The following is a 14,786-nucleotide window of genomic DNA, read 5'->3' on the forward strand; positions in this document are numbered from 1 at the left end:
TCCGAACGCCCTGCCGCGTGGCGCGCCCTCGCGCCCGGCACCCCACACCATCCCGGAGGACCCCGTGGCCGCTCCCGCCCGCACCAACCGACTCGGCTCGCTGATCTTCTTCTCGCGCTGGCTCCAGGTGCCCCTGTACCTGGGCCTGATCGTCGCGCAGGCGATCTACGTGTGGCAGTTCATGCTCGAGCTCTGGCACATCGCGGAGGAGGTGTTCCTGCACGGCGGGCTGTCCGAGGAGGCCATCATGCTCGGTGTCCTCGGGCTCGTCGACGTCGTCATGATCGCGAACCTGCTGATCATGGTGATCGTCGGCGGCTACGAGACGTTCGTGTCCCGCATCAAGCTCGACGGCCACCCCGACCAGCCCGAGTGGCTCTCGCACGTCAACGCGAACGTGCTCAAGACCAAGCTCGCGATGTCGATCATCGGCATCTCCTCGATCCACCTGCTCCGCAGCTTCATCGAGGCCCGGACCATCATCGACACCAGCGGCACCGACGTGCTGCTCTGGCAGACCGTCATCCACCTCGCGTTCATCGTGTCCGCCGTGGCGCTAGCGTGGATCGACAAGATGTCGGTCAAGCACCCGCCCAAGGCGGTCGTGCACGAGACCACCGCCCCCGAGCCCGTCGAGGTCTGATGCCGCTGTTCACCGACAACGCCGACGTCTCCGTGCGGCCCGCCGTCCGCGGCGACGAGCACGCGATCGCCCACGTGCAGGTCGAGGCGTGGCGGGTCTCGCACGCCGAGGTCCTCGGCCAGGGCGCGCTCGACCTGCTGGACCAGCGGGCGATCGAGGCGCAGTGGGCCGCGGCCGTCGTCGCGCCGCCCGGAGCGGGCTACCGCGTGCTCGTCGCGTGCGACGGCCCGACGGTGGTCGGCGTGGTGTCCGTGGCCCCCGTGCCGGCGCCCGAGGACCGGCCCTTCGACGCCCCCGGCGGCGCGATCCTCGCGCTCGAGGTGGAGCCGGCGAGGCAGCGGGTCGGGCACGGCTCCCGGCTGCTGGCGGCCGCCGTCGACACCCTGCGCGAGGACGGCGCCGACCAGGTGCACACGTGGGTCCTCGACGGCGACGAGGCGCGCGCCCGGTTCCTCGCGTCGGCCGGCCTGGGTCCCGACGACGTCGCCCGTGAGCTCATCTCCGGCAGGATGCCCGACGGCTCGACCCGCACGGTGACCGAGCACCGCTGGTCGGCGTCGATCTAGCTGCTAGGACCGGTGCAGCCGGCTCGCCGTGCGCAGCGACTCGCGGGCGCGCCGCCGGTCCCCCGCCGCGTCGTACGCGAACGCGAGGTGGTACCAGGACCGCCAGTCGTCGGGCTCCGCCTCGGCCAGCTCGCGCGCGGGCTCGAACGCGGCGCGGGCCGCGGCGCGGTCGATCCGGCCGCCGGGCGTGCGGGGCAGGTCGTCGATCGGCAGCTCGTCGGCGGCGGCGAGCTCGTCGGCCATCCGCTGCACGTCGATGGCGAGCCGCCACTCGCGGGCGACCAGCCAGATGACCAGCGGCGGCAGGATCCAGAACGCGACGCCGAGCCCGATGCCGACCGGCTCCCCCGTCCGGATCAGCGCGGTCGCGCGGGTGGCCACGAGCCACACGTAGAGGGCGAGCAGCCCGGTGAGCGCGACCGCACCCGCCAGGGAGGTCCAGCGGACGCGGCTCGAGGAGGTCGCCACGCTCACGCCAGGTCGAGCAGGTGCTCGAGCCCGACCGTCAGGCCGGGACGCGAGCCCACCCGCCGGACGGCCAGGAGGACGCCGGGCATGAAGCTCACCCGGTCGAAGGAGTCGTGCCGGATGGTCAGCTGCTCGCCCGGGTTGCCCAGCAGGATCTCCTCGTGGGCGACGAGCCCGCGCAGCCGCACCGCGTGCACCCGGATCCCGTCGACGTCCGCGCCGCGCGCCCCGTCGAGCGCCTGCGCGGTGGCGTCCGGCACGGGCCCGAGGCCGGCCGCGGCCCGCGCCGACGCGATCGYCGACGCGGTGTGCCGGGCCGTCCCGGACGGGGCGTCGACCTTGTCGGGGTGGTGCAGCTCGACCACCTCGACGGACTCGAACCAGCGGGCGGCCCGCGCCGCGAACGCCATGGCCAGCACGGCGCCGAGCGCGAAGTTGGGGGCGACCACCACGCCGACGCCCGGCCGGTCCGCCAGGTGGTCCCGCACGCGGGCGAGCGACTCGTCCGTCCAGCCCGTGGTGCCCACGACCAGGTGCACCCCGGCGTCGACCAGCGCGTGCACGTTGCCCTCGGTGGCCGACGGCACGGTGAAGTCGATGGCCACCTGGGCGCCCGCGTCGACGACGGCCTGCAGGTCGGCGTCCGCGTCGAGCGCGGCGACGAGGTCCAGGTCGGGGGCGGCCTCGACGGCTGCCACCACGGTCGATCCCATGCGGCCCGCCGCACCCAGCACGGCCACCCTGATGCGCTCGCTCACGACCAGCAACCCTAACGTCAGGCCGGGACCCCCAGCGCCGCCGCGATGCCGATCTCGAGCCGGCGCAGCTCCACGTGGTTCAGCCCGGTGAACCGCTCGACCTCACGCGGCGGGTAGCCGGCGCGCAGGTACCACTGCAGGACCGCCAGCGCGTCGCCCGGACGCACCGGACCGGGACCTACGGCGTCGCGCACGAACGCGGAGAACCGCACCGCGGCGAGGAACGCCTCCGGGGTGATGCCCACGGTCTGCACCACCTCGCGGTACAGGACACCGACCGCGAGGTCCGCCTGCCGCGCGAGGTCCGAGGCCCGCACCAGGCCCTTCTGCTCGATCACCTTGCGCAGCACCGGCGCGAGGGCCTCGAGCGGGGAGCCGACGATGACCGGCGCGGCGTGCACGGCCAGCGCCGACCCGAGCGCGGCGGCGGCGTCGGCGTCGCGCCCCTGGCCCAGCGCCGTCGCGCACTCCTCCTCGACCTCCGCGCCGACGAACGACCCGAGCGCCACGGCGTCGTACGAGGGAGTCCGCACGCCCATGCGTGCCAGCGCGACGGGGTCGAGCTGCGCGCCCAGCCGGACCGCGGGACCGCGCTGCTCGCGGACGAACGCGCGCTCCGCCAGGCCGCGGACCCCGCTGCTGTCGGGCGTCCGCGCGAGGCTCAGGGGGTCGACGTGCTCGCCGGGCGTGCCCACCGCGACCGTCACCAGACCGTGCCCGTCGGGCAGCAGCACCTCACGTTCGACGACGCCCTCGGGGACGTGCACCACCCAGAGGTGCTCGACGAGCCCGCGCGCGCTCGGCGGGGGCGCGTAGCGCCGGTAGACGACCTGGTCGCTGACCATGCCCCATCATCGCGCGCGGAGGACGCGCGTGGGGGCGGTCAGTCGCCGAACGGTCCGACCCGCACCACGGAGCGCGGTCGCGACGCCAGCTCGGCGGCCAGGTCCTGCACGTCCTGCACGGTCACCGCGCGGATGAGGTCGAGCGACTCGTCGATGCTCAGCAGCGAGCCGTGCACCAGCTCGGACTTGCCCAGCCGGCTCATGCGGGACCCGGAGTCCTCCATGCCGAGCACCAGGCCGCCGGCCAGCTGGCCCATCGACCGCTCGAGCTCGGCCTGGGTGATCGGCGCGTCGGCCATGCGCTCCCACTCGGCGACCATGAGCGCGACGACCTCGTCGACCTTGCCCGGCGTGCAGCCCGCGTACAGGCCGAAGACGCCCGTGTCGGCGTGCCCGGACGCGAACGAGTAGGTGGAGTACGCCAGCCCGCGGCGCTCGCGGATCTCCTGGAACAGCCGCGACGACATGCCGCCGCCGAGGACCGCGTTGAGCACCGAGAGCGTGAACCGCCTCGGGTCCGTGGCCGTGAGCGACGTGCCGCCGATGATGACGTTGGCCTGCTCGGTGTGCCGGCGGATCGTCCGCTCGACGCCCTGCGCCGGGATGCCCTCCTGCCCGGCCTGCACGGCGACGTCGGTCAGGAGGCGGCGGCTGCGGGGCTCCGCGCCGGCGTCGAGCGACCAGCCGCCGGTGACCAGCGCCTCGCTGACCTGCGCGCAGAGCACGTCGTGGTCGACGCCGCCCGCGGCGGTCACCACCAGGGTCGACGACCGGTAGTGCTGCCGGTAGTGGTCCCACACCGCGTCGCGCGGCACCGCGCGGATGGTGTCGGGGGTGCCGCCGATGGGGCGGCCGAGCGCGTGGGCGCCCAGGACCGCGGCGGCGAACTGCTCGTGGACGACGTCGCTGGGGTCGTCGTCGTTCATGGCGAGCTCTTCGAGGATCACGCCGCGCTCGGTCTCGAGCTCGTCGGTGTCCAGGCGCGCGGAGGTGACCATGTCCGCGATGACGTCGACCGCCATCGGGAGGTCCGTGTCGAGCACCCGCGCGTAGTAGCAGGTGTGCTCCTTGCCGGTGGCGGCGTTGGCCTCACCACCGACGGCGTCGAACGCCTCCGCGATGTCCATCGCGGTGCGGCGCGCGGTGCCCTTGAACAGCAGGTGCTCGAGGAAGTGCGTCGAGCCGTGGTGGCCGTCGGACTCGTCGCGCGAGCCGACCCCCACCCACGCGCCCACGGTCGCCGAGCGCAGGCCCGGCATGTGCTCCGTGAGCACGCGGACCCCGCCGGGCAGGACGGAACGACGCACGATGGCGTCGCCGTCCTGCCCGACGGACTGCTCGGCCCCGGGCTGACCCGGGCGGACGAGCGGGAGGTCCAGCGGCATCGTCAGGCGTCGACCGGCTCGGAGGCATCCTCGGCCGGAGCGTCGGCCTGCTCGCCCTCGATGACCGCGTGCAGCGAGAGCTTGCCGCGCGGGTCGATCTCGCCGATCTCGACCTGGACCTTCTGGCCCACGGCCAGGACGTCCTCGACGTTCTCGACGCGACGACCACCGACGAGCTTGCGGATCTGCGAGATGTGCAGCAGACCGTCCTTGCCCGGCGAGAGGGAGATGAACGCGCCGAACGTCGTGGTCTTGACGACCGTGCCGACGAAGCGCTCCCCGATCTCGGGCATGTGCGGGTTGGCGATCGCGTTGATCGCCGCACGCGCGGCCTCCGCCGACGGACCGTCGGTGGCGCCGATGTAGACCGTGCCGTCGTCCTCGATCGAGATGTCGGCGCCGGTCTCCTCCTGGATCTGGTTGATCATCTTGCCCTTCGGCCCGATGACCTCGCCGATCTTGTCGACGGGGACCTTCACCGTGATGACGCGGGGAGCGAACGGGCTCATCTCGTCGGGCACGTCGATCGCCTCGGCGATGACGTCGAGGATCGCCAGGCGAGCCTCCTTCGCCTGCGTCAGCGCGCCGGCCAGCACCGAGGCGGGGATGCCCTCGAGCTTGGTGTCGAGCTGGATGGCCGTGACGAACTCGCGGGTACCGGCGACCTTGAAGTCCATGTCACCGAACGCGTCCTCGGCGCCGAGGATGTCCGTGAGCGCCGCGTAGCGGGTCTCACCGTTCACCGTGTCGGAGACGAGGCCCATGGCGATGCCGGCGACCGGCGCGCGCAGCGGCACACCGGCGTTGAGCAGCGACAGGGTGGACGCGCAGACCGAGCCCATGGACGTGGAGCCGTTGGAGCTCAGCGCCTCGGAGACCTGGCGGATGGCGTACGGGAACTCCTCGCGGCTGGGCAGGACCGGCATGAGCGCGCGCTCGGCGAGCGCCCCGTGGCCGATCTCGCGACGCTTCGGCGAACCGACGCGACCCGTCTCGCCCGTGGAGTAGGGCGGGAAGTTGTAGTTGTGCATGTAGCGCTTGCGCGTCTCCGGGGAGAGCGTGTCGAGCTGCTGCTCCATGCGCAGCATGTTCAGCGTGGTGACGCCCAGGATCTGGGTCTCGCCGCGCTCGAAGATGGCCGAGCCGTGCACGCGGGGCAGGACCTCGACCTCGGCCGAGAGCGTACGGATGTCCCGCAGGCCACGACCGTCGATGCGGAAGCCGTCCGTGAGGATGCGCTGGCGGATGAGCTTCTTCTGCACCGAGCGGTACGCGGCGGAGAGCTCCTTCTCGCGGCCCTCGAACTGCCCGGAGAGCTGGGCGACGACCTCGGCCTTGATCTCGTCGAGGCGGTTCTCGCGGGTCTGCTTGTCCGCGATGCTCAGCGCGTCGCTGAGCGACTGCGTCGAGGCAGCCTCGACGGCGGCGTAGGCGTCGTCCTGGTAGTCGGGGAACGTCGGGAAGACCTGGGTCTCCTTGGCGGCCTTCGACGCCAGCTCCTGCTGGGCCTGGACGAGCACCTTGATGAACGGCTTGGCCGCCTCGATGCCCTGGGACACGATCTCCTCCGTGGGGGCGGTGCCACCCTCGAACTTGATGAGGTTCCAGGACTTCTCGGGCGCCTCGGCCTCGATCATGGCGATCGCGACATCGTCACCCACGACGCGACCGGCGACGACCATGTCGAACGTGGCGCGCTCACGCTCGGAGTACCGCGGGAACGCGACCCACTGGTTGTCGATGAGCGCGATGCGCACACCGGCGACGGGGCCGGAGAACGGCAGGCCCGAGAGCTGGGTCGAGATGGACGCCGCGTTGATCGCCAGCGTGTCGTAGGAGTCGTCCGGGTGGATCGACAGCACGGTGATGACGACCTGGACCTCGTTGCGCAGGCCCTTGACGAACAGGGGGCGCAGCGGGCGGTCGATCAGGCGGCACGCGAGGATGGCCTCGGTGGACGGACGACCCTCGCGACGGAAGAACGAGCCGGGGATCTTGCCGGCCGCGTACGACCGCTCCTCGACGTCGATCGTCAGCGGGAAGAAGTCGAACTGCTCCTTCGGGTGCTTGCCGGCCGTGGTGGCGGCGAGCAGCGTCGTCTCGCCGTCCAGGTAGGCAACAGCGGCGCCGGCGGCCTGCTTGGCGATGCGGCCGGTCTCGAAGCGGACGGTGCGGGTGCCGAAGCGACCGTTGTCGATCAGTGCCTCGGCGAACTGGATCTCGGGACCCTCCACGGGTGCCCTCCTCTTTGGTGAAGGCGCCGGCCGTCCGCGAGCGATCTTCGATCGAGGCCACCGGACTCTCCTCGCGGAGCTTCCGGAAGCCACTACCGAGGACCGGACCGAGCGGACCGACGCGGTGTGGTGGTGCAGGTGGTGCTGGTCGTGCGAGTGAAGCGCTTGCGGCCGTGACGCCACACCAGCCCGGACCCTGAGCGGGTCCGGGCTGGTGCACGGCGTTATCGGCGCAGACCGAGCTTCTCGATGAGGGCGCGGTAGCGGTTGATGTCGATCTTCTGGAGGTAACCCAGCAGGCGACGACGCTTGCCCACGAGCAGCAGCAGGCCGCGGCGGCTGTGGTGGTCGTGCTTGTGCGTCTTGAGGTGCTCCGTGAGGTCCTTGATGCGCTGCGTCAGCATCGCGATCTGGACCTCGGGGGAACCGGTGTCACCCTCGTGGGTGGCGTGTTCGGTCATGATGGACTGCTTGACGGCACTTTCGAGCGGCACGGTTCTCCAGGTTGTCTCGTTGCGCGGTGCTCCGGGGCTTGTCCACCCGGGCTCTCTCGTTCCGCGGCCGTTCAGACGGCGCACACAGACTATCAGGCTGCGGGACCGGTCCCCGCATCGCCCTCGGCCACCGCGACCCCGTCCAGGATCTCCCGCACGCGCGCCACGTCCTCGTGCATCCGGACCAGCAGCTCGTCGATCGAGTCGAACTTCAGCGTCGCGCGCAGCCGCTCGACCAGCTCGAGCACGACGACCTCGCCGTAGAGGTCCAGGTCCGTGCGGTCCAGCACGTAGGCCTCGACGCGTCGCTGGACCCCGTCGAACGTCGGGTTGGTGCCGATGGACACGGCGGCGGGAAGCACGCGGTCCGCGTCGGTCGCCTCGACCGGCGTGCCGTCCGCGTGGAGCACGCGGCGCAGCCAGCCCGCGTAGACGCCGTCGGCGGGCACCATGCCCTCGGCGTCCTGGCTCAGGTTCGCCGTCGGGAACCCCAGGTCGCGGCCCCGCGCGTCCCCGTGCACCACGACGCCGCGCACCCGGTGCGGCCGGCCGAGGACACGCCCGGCCTGCACGACGTCGCCGGCGTCGAGGAGCTCCCGCACCCACGTCGACGACCAGCGCCGGCGCAGCGGGTCCGCGGCCCGGTCCTCGGCGCTGCCGGGATCCGCGGAGACCGCCGGCGCGACGTCCTCGATCACCTCGACGCCGAAGCCGTGCTCACGACCGAGCTCGACCATGGTGGACAGGTCGCCGGAGTTGTTCCACCCGAACCGCACGTCGCGCCCGACGACGACGGTCTGCGCGTGCAGCACGTCGACCAGGTACCGCTGCACGAACTCCTCGGGCGTCTGGCGGGCGAACTCCAGCGTGTACTCGAGCAGCAGCACGGCGTCGAGGCCGGTCTGCTCCAGCAGCTCGAGCCGGTCGGCGTCGCCGGTCAGCAGGGGCGGCGCGGTGTCGGGCCGGTGCACCTGCTGCGGGTGCGGGCTGAACGTCACGGCGACCGCCTGGGCGCCCGCCGCCGCAGCATCCGCGCACATGCGGCGCAGCACGCTGACGTGGCCCCGGTGGACCCCGTCGAAGTTGCCGATCGTCACCACCGACGGACCGAAGTCCGCGGGCACGTCGGACAGCTCCCTCCAGACCTGCACACCTGCTCCTCGTCGTCCGCCCCCAGGGTCGAGATCCGGGGCCCGACGGACAAGCCTGCCATCCCCGGCGCGTCCCGCCCGCCACGACGGCGCCGACGAGGTTCAGGCGGGCGCGAACACCAGCGCCGGGCGCACCCTGCCCTCGCGCTCCTCGAGCAGCGCGACCAGCTCGCCGTCCGACCGGATGCCGGCGACGGTCACCCCGGCCTGCACCCCCGCGACGCCGATCGCCTGGCCGTAGGACAGCGCCCGTGCCTCGTCGTCGCTGAGCTCGCGCACCGGGAACGTCGCCCGCGCCGCGTCGGCGAGGGGGACGACGTCGATCGGCGCATCCATCGGCAGTGCGCCGAGGTCGTCCAGCGACCGCGCCACGTCGAGCCCGTACCCGCCCACCCGGGTCCGTCGCAGGGCCGTGAGGTGCCCCCCGACCCCCAGCCGCGCCCCGAGGTCGCGGGCGAGCGCACGGACGTAGGTTCCCGACGAAACCACGACCGTGACGTCGACGTCGAGCACCGGCGAGCCGTCGTCGGTCCGCGCGGGCCGCACCTCGTGCACGTCGAACCGGCTGACCGTGACGGGGCGCGCGGCGAGCTCGACGTCCTCGCCGGCCCGGACCCGGGCGTAGGCCCGCTGCCCGTCGACCTTGATGGCCGACACCGCGCTCGGCACCTGCTGGATCTCGCCGGTGAGCGCCGCGACGCCCGCCTCGACGTCCGAGGCGGTGATGCCGGAGGCGTCGGCCACCGTGAGCGGCTCCCCCTCGGCGTCGTCCGTCGTCGTCGCGACCCCGAGCCGGATGGTCGCCGTGTACTCCTTGTCTGCCCCCACGATGTACGTGAGCAGCCGCGTCGCGCGGCCGATGCCGATCACCAGGACGCCGGTGGCCATGGGGTCGAGCGTGCCGGCGTGCCCGACCTTGCGGGTGCTCGCCAGGCGCCGCATGCGGGCGACCACGTCGTGGCTGGTCCAGTCGGCGGGCTTGTCGACGACGACGATGCCGTCCGCGGCGGTGGGCCTGCGCTCCCCCGGGGCCTGGCTCCGGCTCACGCGGTGCGCCGCTCGGCGATGCCGTCCTGCACGCACTGCACGAGGGCGTCGAGGCCGGCGTCGTCGCCGCGGTGCGCAGGCGCGTCGACCGCGAGCAGCACGTTGATGAGCATCCCCTGGGCGACGAACGCCCGGGCCGCGTTCTCGTCGGCGCCCGACCGCTCCTGGAACAGACGGAACGCCTCGCCGAGCGTGTGCCGGGCCACCCGCCCGACCTCCTCGTCGGCCCCCGCGATGAACCCGTGCATCACGAGCCGCAGCAGGTCGCGGTCGGCCAGCAGGCCGACGTAGGCGTCGCCCATCTCCATCATGGCGTCCGGACCTGCGGGAACGCCCGACAGCGCCGCGATGATCTCGGCGCTCGCCACCGTGTACGCCTCGAGGAAGAGCTCGCGCTTGGTGCCGAACAACCGCACGACGTAGGGCTGCGAGACGCCCGCGGCGCGCGCGACCTCGTCGGTGCTGGCCGCGTACCCGCGCTCCGCGAACACCGTCCGGGCCGCGACGAGGATCTCCTCGCGCCGCTGCGCTCCGGTCATGCGCTGGGCCGGCTTCTTCGCCGTCCACTCCGTGGTCTGGTCGAGAGACATGGTTGACATGTTATCAGCCGATGCCTACGGTCGTGGTTGTTAGTAATCAGTCAATGCCAACAAGCGCCAGCTAGGAGTCATCGTGACCCTCACGACCCCGGCACCACCCCGGCCGGCCGCTGCCGGACCGCTGTCGACACCGCGCCGCCGCGGCACGGCCATCGCGCTGGTCGCCGCCTCGCTCCCCATGTTCATGGCGACGCTCGACAACCTCGTCATGACGACCGCGCTCCCGGTCCTGCGCACCGAGCTGTCGGCCTCGCTCGAGCAGCTGCAGTGGATGGTGAACGCCTACACGTTGAGCTTCGCGACGCTGATGATCGCCGCCGCCACGCTCGGCGACCGGTGGGGCCGTCGCCGGGTGTTCCTGGCCGGCATCGCGCTGTTCGCCGTCGCCTCGATCGCGTCCGCGCTGTCCACCAGCGCCGAGATGCTCATCGCCGCCCGGGCGCTGCAGGGAGCCGGCGCCGCGGCCATCATGCCGCTCTCCCTCACTCTGCTCGCCGGCGCCGTCCCGGCGGCCCGGCGGGCGATGGCCATCGGCATCTGGGGTGGCGTCTCGGGCCTCGGGGTCGCCCTGGGACCCGTCATCGGCGGCGCGGTCGTCGACGGCATCTCGTGGGAGGCGATCTTCTGGATCAACGTCCCCGTCGCGCTCGTCGCGATCCCGCTCGTTCTCTGGGCACTGCCCGAGTCGTACGGCCGACGCCAGCGGCTCGACCTCGCTGGCCTCGCGCTCGCCGGGTCCGGCATCCTGTCGCTGGTCTGGGCGATCATCCGCGGCAACGACGACGGCTGGGGGTCGAGCCGCGTGGTCAGTGGTCTCGTGGTCGGCGTCCTGCTGATCGGGGCGTTCCTGTACCGCGAGTCCCGCACCGACCACCCGCTCGTCCCGCTGCGCCTGTTCCGCGTCCGGTCGTTCTCCGTGGCCAACGCCAGCGCGCTCGCCTTCTCCTTCGGGGTGTTCGGGCTCGTCTTCCTGCTGGCGCAGTACCTGCAGATCGGGATGGGCTACACCCCGCTGCAGGCCGGGATCCGGACGCTCCCGTGGACGGCCGCGCCCATGATCTTCGCCCCGATCGCCGGGATGCTGGCACCCCGGCTCGGCGTCCGCCCCCTGCTCACGGCCGGGCTGGCCCTCCAGGCCGCGGGCCTGGCGTGGCAGGGGCTGATCGTCGCCACGGACGGGCTCGTGTACGCCGACCTGGTGCCCGGGCTGGCGCTGGCCGGCATCGGCATGGGCCTGACGTTCGCGCCGAGCGCCACGGCCGTGCTGTTCGACATGGCGCCCGACGACCACGGCACCGCGAGCTCGGTGAACGCGACGATCCGGGAGATCGGCGGGGCGCTCGGCGTCGCCGCGCTGGTGGCCGTCTTCACGGCGTCGGACGGCACCCTCACCCCCGGCGGCTACGTCGCCGGTCTGCAGCCCGCCGCGCTGGTGGCCGCGGTCGTCGTCGCCCTGGGTGCGCTCGTGGTGCTGATCTGGATGCCCCGCGACACCGGGCGCGCACGAGCCTGACCGTACGACGACGCCCCGGGGAACGGGTCCCCCGGGGCGTCGTCGTGCGTGCGTCAGTCGTCGGCCGCGTCGTCGTCCTCGTCGTCGGCCTTCTTGTACGGGTCGGCGTCGCCGGCGAAGCTCGCCTGGGCCGCCAACGCGGCGACCTCACGGTCCCGCCGGGCGGCCTCGAGCAGCGCCGCGTCGAGCTGGGCGGACGTGTCGGGCAGCGCGTCGAGGTGGAAGTCGAGGGACGGCGTCAGCCGGATCCCCGTCTGCTTGCCCACCTCGGACCGGATGATGCCCTTCGCGCTCTCGAGCGCGGCGGCGGTGTCGGTGCGCGCGGCGTCGTCACCCAGCACCGTGTAGAAGATGTCGGCGTGCTGGAGGTCTCCCGTGACGCGCACGTCGGTGACCGTCACGAACCCGAGACGCGGGTCCTTGATCCGGGTGTCGAGCATCTGCGCGACGACCTGCTGGATGCGCTCGCTGAGCTTACGGGCGCGGGCGGTGTCCGCCATCGGGCCGATCCTTTCGGGTGAGAGACCGCAGGGCGGGCGAGGAGGATTCCTCGCCCGCCCTGCGGGCGTTGATCACTGGGGTCAGGCGCGAGGCTTCTCGCGCATCTCCCAGGTCTCGATGGTGTCGCCGATCTCGACGTCGTTGAACGACCCCAGGCCGATGCCGCACTCGAAGCCCTCGCGGACCTCGGTGGCGTCGTCCTTGAACCGCTTGAGCGACTCGATCGTCAGGTTGTCGCCGATGATCTTGCCGCCACGCGTGACGCGTGCCTTCGTGTTCCGGCGGATGAGGCCCGACCGGACGATCGAGCCGGCGATGTTGCCGAACTTCGACGACCGGAAGACCTCGCGCACCTCGGCGGAACCGAGCTGCACCTCCTCGTACTCCGGCTTGAGCATGCCCTTGAGGGCCGCCTCGACGTCGTCGATCGCCTGGTAGATGACCGAGTAGAAGCGCACGTCGACGCCCTCGCGGTCCGCCAGCTCCTCGACGCGCTCCGCGTACTTGACGTTGAAGCCGATGATGATCGCCGAGTCGACGGTCGCCAGGTTGACGTCGTTCTGCGTGATGGCACCCACCCCACGGTGGATGACCCGCAGCTCGACCTCCTCGCCCACGTCGATCTTGAGCAGCGCGTCCTCGAGCGCCTCGACGGCACCCGAGACATCGCCCTTGAGGACCAGGTTGAGGGTCTCGACCTTGCCCTGCTGGAGCGCCTGCGTGAAGTCCTCGAGGCTGATGCGCTTGCGACGCTTGGCCAGGAGGGCAGCACGCTCGGCCGCCTCGCGCTTCTCGCCGATCTGACGTGCGGTGCGGTCGTCGGGAGCCACGATGAACGTGTCACCAGCGCGGGGCACCGAGGTCAGGCCGAGCACCTGGACGGGGCGCGACGGACCGGCCACGAGGACCGGCTCACCGTGCTCGTCGAACATCGCGCGCACACGGCCGTACGCCGTGCCGGCGACGATCGAGTCGCCGACGTTCAGCGTGCCGGACTGCACGAGCACCGTCGCGACGGCACCGCGGCCCTTGTCGAGGTTCGCCTCGATGGCGACGCCACGAGCGTCCTTGTCGGCGTTGGCCCGCAGGTCGAGGGCCGCGTCCGCCGTGAGGAGGACCGCCTCGAGCAGCTGGTCGATGCCGACGTTCTGCTTCGCGGAGACGTCGACGAACATCGTGTCGCCGCCGTACTCCTCGGCGACCAGGTTGTACTCGGTGAGCTGCTGGCGGATCTTGTCGGGGTTGGCCCCCTCCTTGTCCACCTTGTTGACCGCGACCACGATCGGGACGCCGGCCGCCTGGGCGTGGTTGAGCGCCTCGATGGTCTGCGGCATCACGCCGTCGTCGGCCGCGACCACGAGGATCGCGATGTCGGTCACCTGCGCACCACGGGCACGCATGGCGGTGAACGCCTCGTGGCCCGGGGTGTCGATGAACGTGACGGCACGGTCGATGCCCTCGTGCACGGTGTGCACCTGGTAGGCACCGATGTGCTGGGTGATCCCGCCGGCCTCGCCCGCGACGACGTCCGTCTGACGGATGGCGTCGAGGAGCTTGGTCTTTCCGTGGTCGACGTGACCCATGACGGTGACGACCGGCGGACGTGCCGTCAGGTCGTCGTCGCCCTCGGCCTCGAGCTCGGCGTCCAGGTCGATGTCGAAGGCCCCGAGCAGCTCGCGGTCCTCCTCCTCGGCCGACACCATCTCGATGCGGTAGCCGAGCTCCTCGGCCAGCGTGCCGAACGTGTCCTCGTCGAGCGACTGCGTCGCCGTGGCCATCTCACCGAGGTGGAAGAGCACGGTGACCAGCGCGGCCGGGTTGGCGTCGATCTTGTCGGCGAAGTCGTTCAGCGACGAGCCGTGGCGCAGGCGGACGACGGTCTTGCCGTTGCCGCGCGGAACCTGCACGCCACCCAGCGAGGGGGCCTGCATCTGCTCGAACTCTTGACGCTTCGCGCGCTTCGACTTGCGGCCACGGACGGGACGACCGCCCGCACGACCGAACGCACCCTGCGTGCTGCCGCGACCGGCGCCACCGGGACGACCGCCACCGCCACCCGGACGACCGGCGAAACCGCCGCCGCCACCAGGAGCGCCACCGGGCGCGCCGCCGCCACCGGGACGACCGGCGAAGCCACCGCGCGCGCCACCGGCGCCGCCGGGGCCACCACGGCCACCGGGACCGGCGGGACGCTCGCCGGGACGACCGACGCCGCTCTGGGTACGACCCGGCATCATGCCGGGGTTGGGACGCGGACCGCCCGGACGCGGACCACCGGGACGGGGACCGCCCGGACGCTCGCCGGCCGAGGCGGCCGGAGCACCCTCGGTGGCGGCGGGACGACGGTCACGGTCGCCCGGACGCGGCATGCCCTGCGAGGGCGCGAACGGGTTGTTGCCCGGACGCGGCGGACGCGGACCGCCGGTGCGCTCGCCCTGACGGGGCATGCCCTGGGACGGCGCGAACGGGTTGTTGCCCGGACGGGCGGCAGGCGCGGCCTGACGCGGGCCGGGGCGGACCGCCGGAGCGGCTGCGGAGGCGGCAGGAGCCTGCGCGGCGGCCGGGGCCGGACGCGCGGGAGC

At 72.6% G+C, this 14,786-nt stretch carries 14 protein-coding genes; 3 read left to right on the plus strand and 11 right to left on the minus strand.

Going from position 1 to position 14,786, the window contains the following annotated elements; genetic code table 11:
• The first annotated feature begins 64 nt into the window (after nucleotides 1–64).
• The gene (locus AC1DT4_RS10370) at nucleotides 65–643 is read left to right on the plus strand and encodes a TIGR00645 family protein (protein WP_477089708.1); all 579 of its coding nucleotides are present in this window, start codon (nucleotides 65–67) and stop codon (nucleotides 641–643) included.
• Nucleotides 643–1,209, plus strand: coding sequence for an N-acetyltransferase family protein (locus tag AC1DT4_RS10375; protein WP_477089709.1), 567 nt, complete (start codon nucleotides 643–645; stop codon nucleotides 1,207–1,209). The genes AC1DT4_RS10370 and AC1DT4_RS10375 overlap by 1 nt, the downstream gene beginning before the upstream one ends.
• Nucleotides 1,210–1,212: 3 nt before the next feature.
• Here the strand turns inward: AC1DT4_RS10375 and AC1DT4_RS10380 are convergent, their stop codons facing one another.
• The 9 genes from AC1DT4_RS10380 to AC1DT4_RS10420 all read right to left on the minus strand — a co-directional run bounded on the left by AC1DT4_RS10380 (nucleotide 1,213) and on the right by AC1DT4_RS10420 (nucleotide 10,181).
• A complete protein-coding gene (locus AC1DT4_RS10380) occupies nucleotides 1,213–1,677 on the minus strand; it encodes a hypothetical protein (protein ID WP_477089721.1) in 465 nt (154 codons plus the stop codon).
• Between the two features lie 2 nt (nucleotides 1,678–1,679).
• A complete protein-coding gene (dapB, locus tag AC1DT4_RS10385) occupies nucleotides 1,680–2,435 on the minus strand; it encodes a 4-hydroxy-tetrahydrodipicolinate reductase (RefSeq protein WP_477089710.1) in 756 nt (251 codons plus the stop codon).
• Between the two features lie 17 nt (nucleotides 2,436–2,452).
• On the minus strand, nucleotides 2,453–3,280 hold the full coding sequence (locus AC1DT4_RS10390) for a hypothetical protein (RefSeq protein WP_477089711.1): 828 nt from the start codon (nucleotides 3,278–3,280) through the stop codon (nucleotides 2,453–2,455).
• 38 nt (nucleotides 3,281–3,318) lie between these two features.
• Nucleotides 3,319–4,665, minus strand: a complete 1,347-nt coding sequence (locus tag AC1DT4_RS10395) for a M16 family metallopeptidase (protein WP_477089712.1) — start codon at nucleotides 4,663–4,665, stop codon at nucleotides 3,319–3,321.
• Nucleotides 4,666–4,667: 2 nt separating this feature from the next.
• Nucleotides 4,668–6,899 (minus strand): polyribonucleotide nucleotidyltransferase, encoded by a 2,232-nt coding sequence (locus tag AC1DT4_RS10400; protein WP_477089713.1) that lies wholly within the window; start codon nucleotides 6,897–6,899, stop codon nucleotides 4,668–4,670.
• Between the two features lie 224 nt (nucleotides 6,900–7,123).
• A complete protein-coding gene (gene rpsO, locus AC1DT4_RS10405; RefSeq protein WP_370504829.1) occupies nucleotides 7,124–7,393 on the minus strand; it encodes a 30S ribosomal protein S15 in 270 nt (89 codons plus the stop codon).
• Nucleotides 7,394–7,485: 92 nt separating this feature from the next.
• On the minus strand, nucleotides 7,486–8,544 hold the full coding sequence (locus AC1DT4_RS10410) for a bifunctional riboflavin kinase/FAD synthetase (protein ID WP_477089714.1): 1,059 nt from the start codon (nucleotides 8,542–8,544) through the stop codon (nucleotides 7,486–7,488).
• A 102-nt stretch (nucleotides 8,545–8,646) separates the two neighbouring features.
• Nucleotides 8,647–9,591: a tRNA pseudouridine(55) synthase TruB gene (gene truB / locus AC1DT4_RS10415; RefSeq protein WP_477089715.1), complete on the minus strand. Its 945-nt coding sequence runs from the start codon at nucleotides 9,589–9,591 to the stop codon at nucleotides 8,647–8,649.
• Complete coding sequence (locus AC1DT4_RS10420) at nucleotides 9,588–10,181, minus strand: TetR/AcrR family transcriptional regulator (RefSeq protein WP_477089716.1); 594 nt, start codon at nucleotides 10,179–10,181, stop codon at nucleotides 9,588–9,590. The genes truB and AC1DT4_RS10420 overlap by 4 nt, the downstream gene beginning before the upstream one ends.
• A gap of 82 nt (nucleotides 10,182–10,263) precedes the next feature.
• Here AC1DT4_RS10420 and AC1DT4_RS10425 point away from each other — a divergent pair, with 82 nt between their 5' ends.
• On the plus strand, nucleotides 10,264–11,703 hold the full coding sequence (locus AC1DT4_RS10425; RefSeq protein ID WP_477089717.1) for an MFS transporter: 1,440 nt from the start codon (nucleotides 10,264–10,266) through the stop codon (nucleotides 11,701–11,703).
• Between the two features lie 53 nt (nucleotides 11,704–11,756).
• Here the strand turns inward: AC1DT4_RS10425 and rbfA are convergent, their stop codons facing one another.
• Together rbfA and infB are read right to left on the minus strand one after the other, a co-directional pair.
• Nucleotides 11,757–12,203, minus strand: a complete 447-nt coding sequence (gene rbfA, locus AC1DT4_RS10430; RefSeq protein ID WP_477089718.1) for a 30S ribosome-binding factor RbfA — start codon at nucleotides 12,201–12,203, stop codon at nucleotides 11,757–11,759.
• Nucleotides 12,204–12,284: 81 nt separating this feature from the next.
• The coding region (gene infB, locus AC1DT4_RS10435; protein ID WP_477089719.1) for a translation initiation factor IF-2 at nucleotides 12,285–14,786 on the minus strand (2,502 nt) is incomplete at its 5' end.

It is taken from the genome of Cellulomonas sp. P4_D11, assembly GCF_056401915.1.

Bases quoted from the DNA above. Each gene is read 5' to 3' on its own strand.
- AC1DT4_RS10375 (WP_477089709.1), top strand. From the start codon at position 643: ATGCCGCTGTTCACCGACAACGCCGACGTCTCCGTGCGGCCCGCCGTC.
- AC1DT4_RS10390 (WP_477089711.1), bottom strand. From the start codon at position 3,280: ATGGTCAGCGACCAGGTCGTCTACCGGCGCTACGCGCCCCCGCCGAGC.
- AC1DT4_RS10395 (WP_477089712.1), bottom strand. From the start codon at position 4,665: ATGCCGCTGGACCTCCCGCTCGTCCGCCCGGGTCAGCCCGGGGCCGAG.
- AC1DT4_RS10420 (WP_477089716.1), bottom strand. From the start codon at position 10,181: ATGTCTCTCGACCAGACCACGGAGTGGACGGCGAAGAAGCCGGCCCAG.
- rbfA (WP_477089718.1), bottom strand. From the start codon at position 12,203: ATGGCGGACACCGCCCGCGCCCGTAAGCTCAGCGAGCGCATCCAGCAG.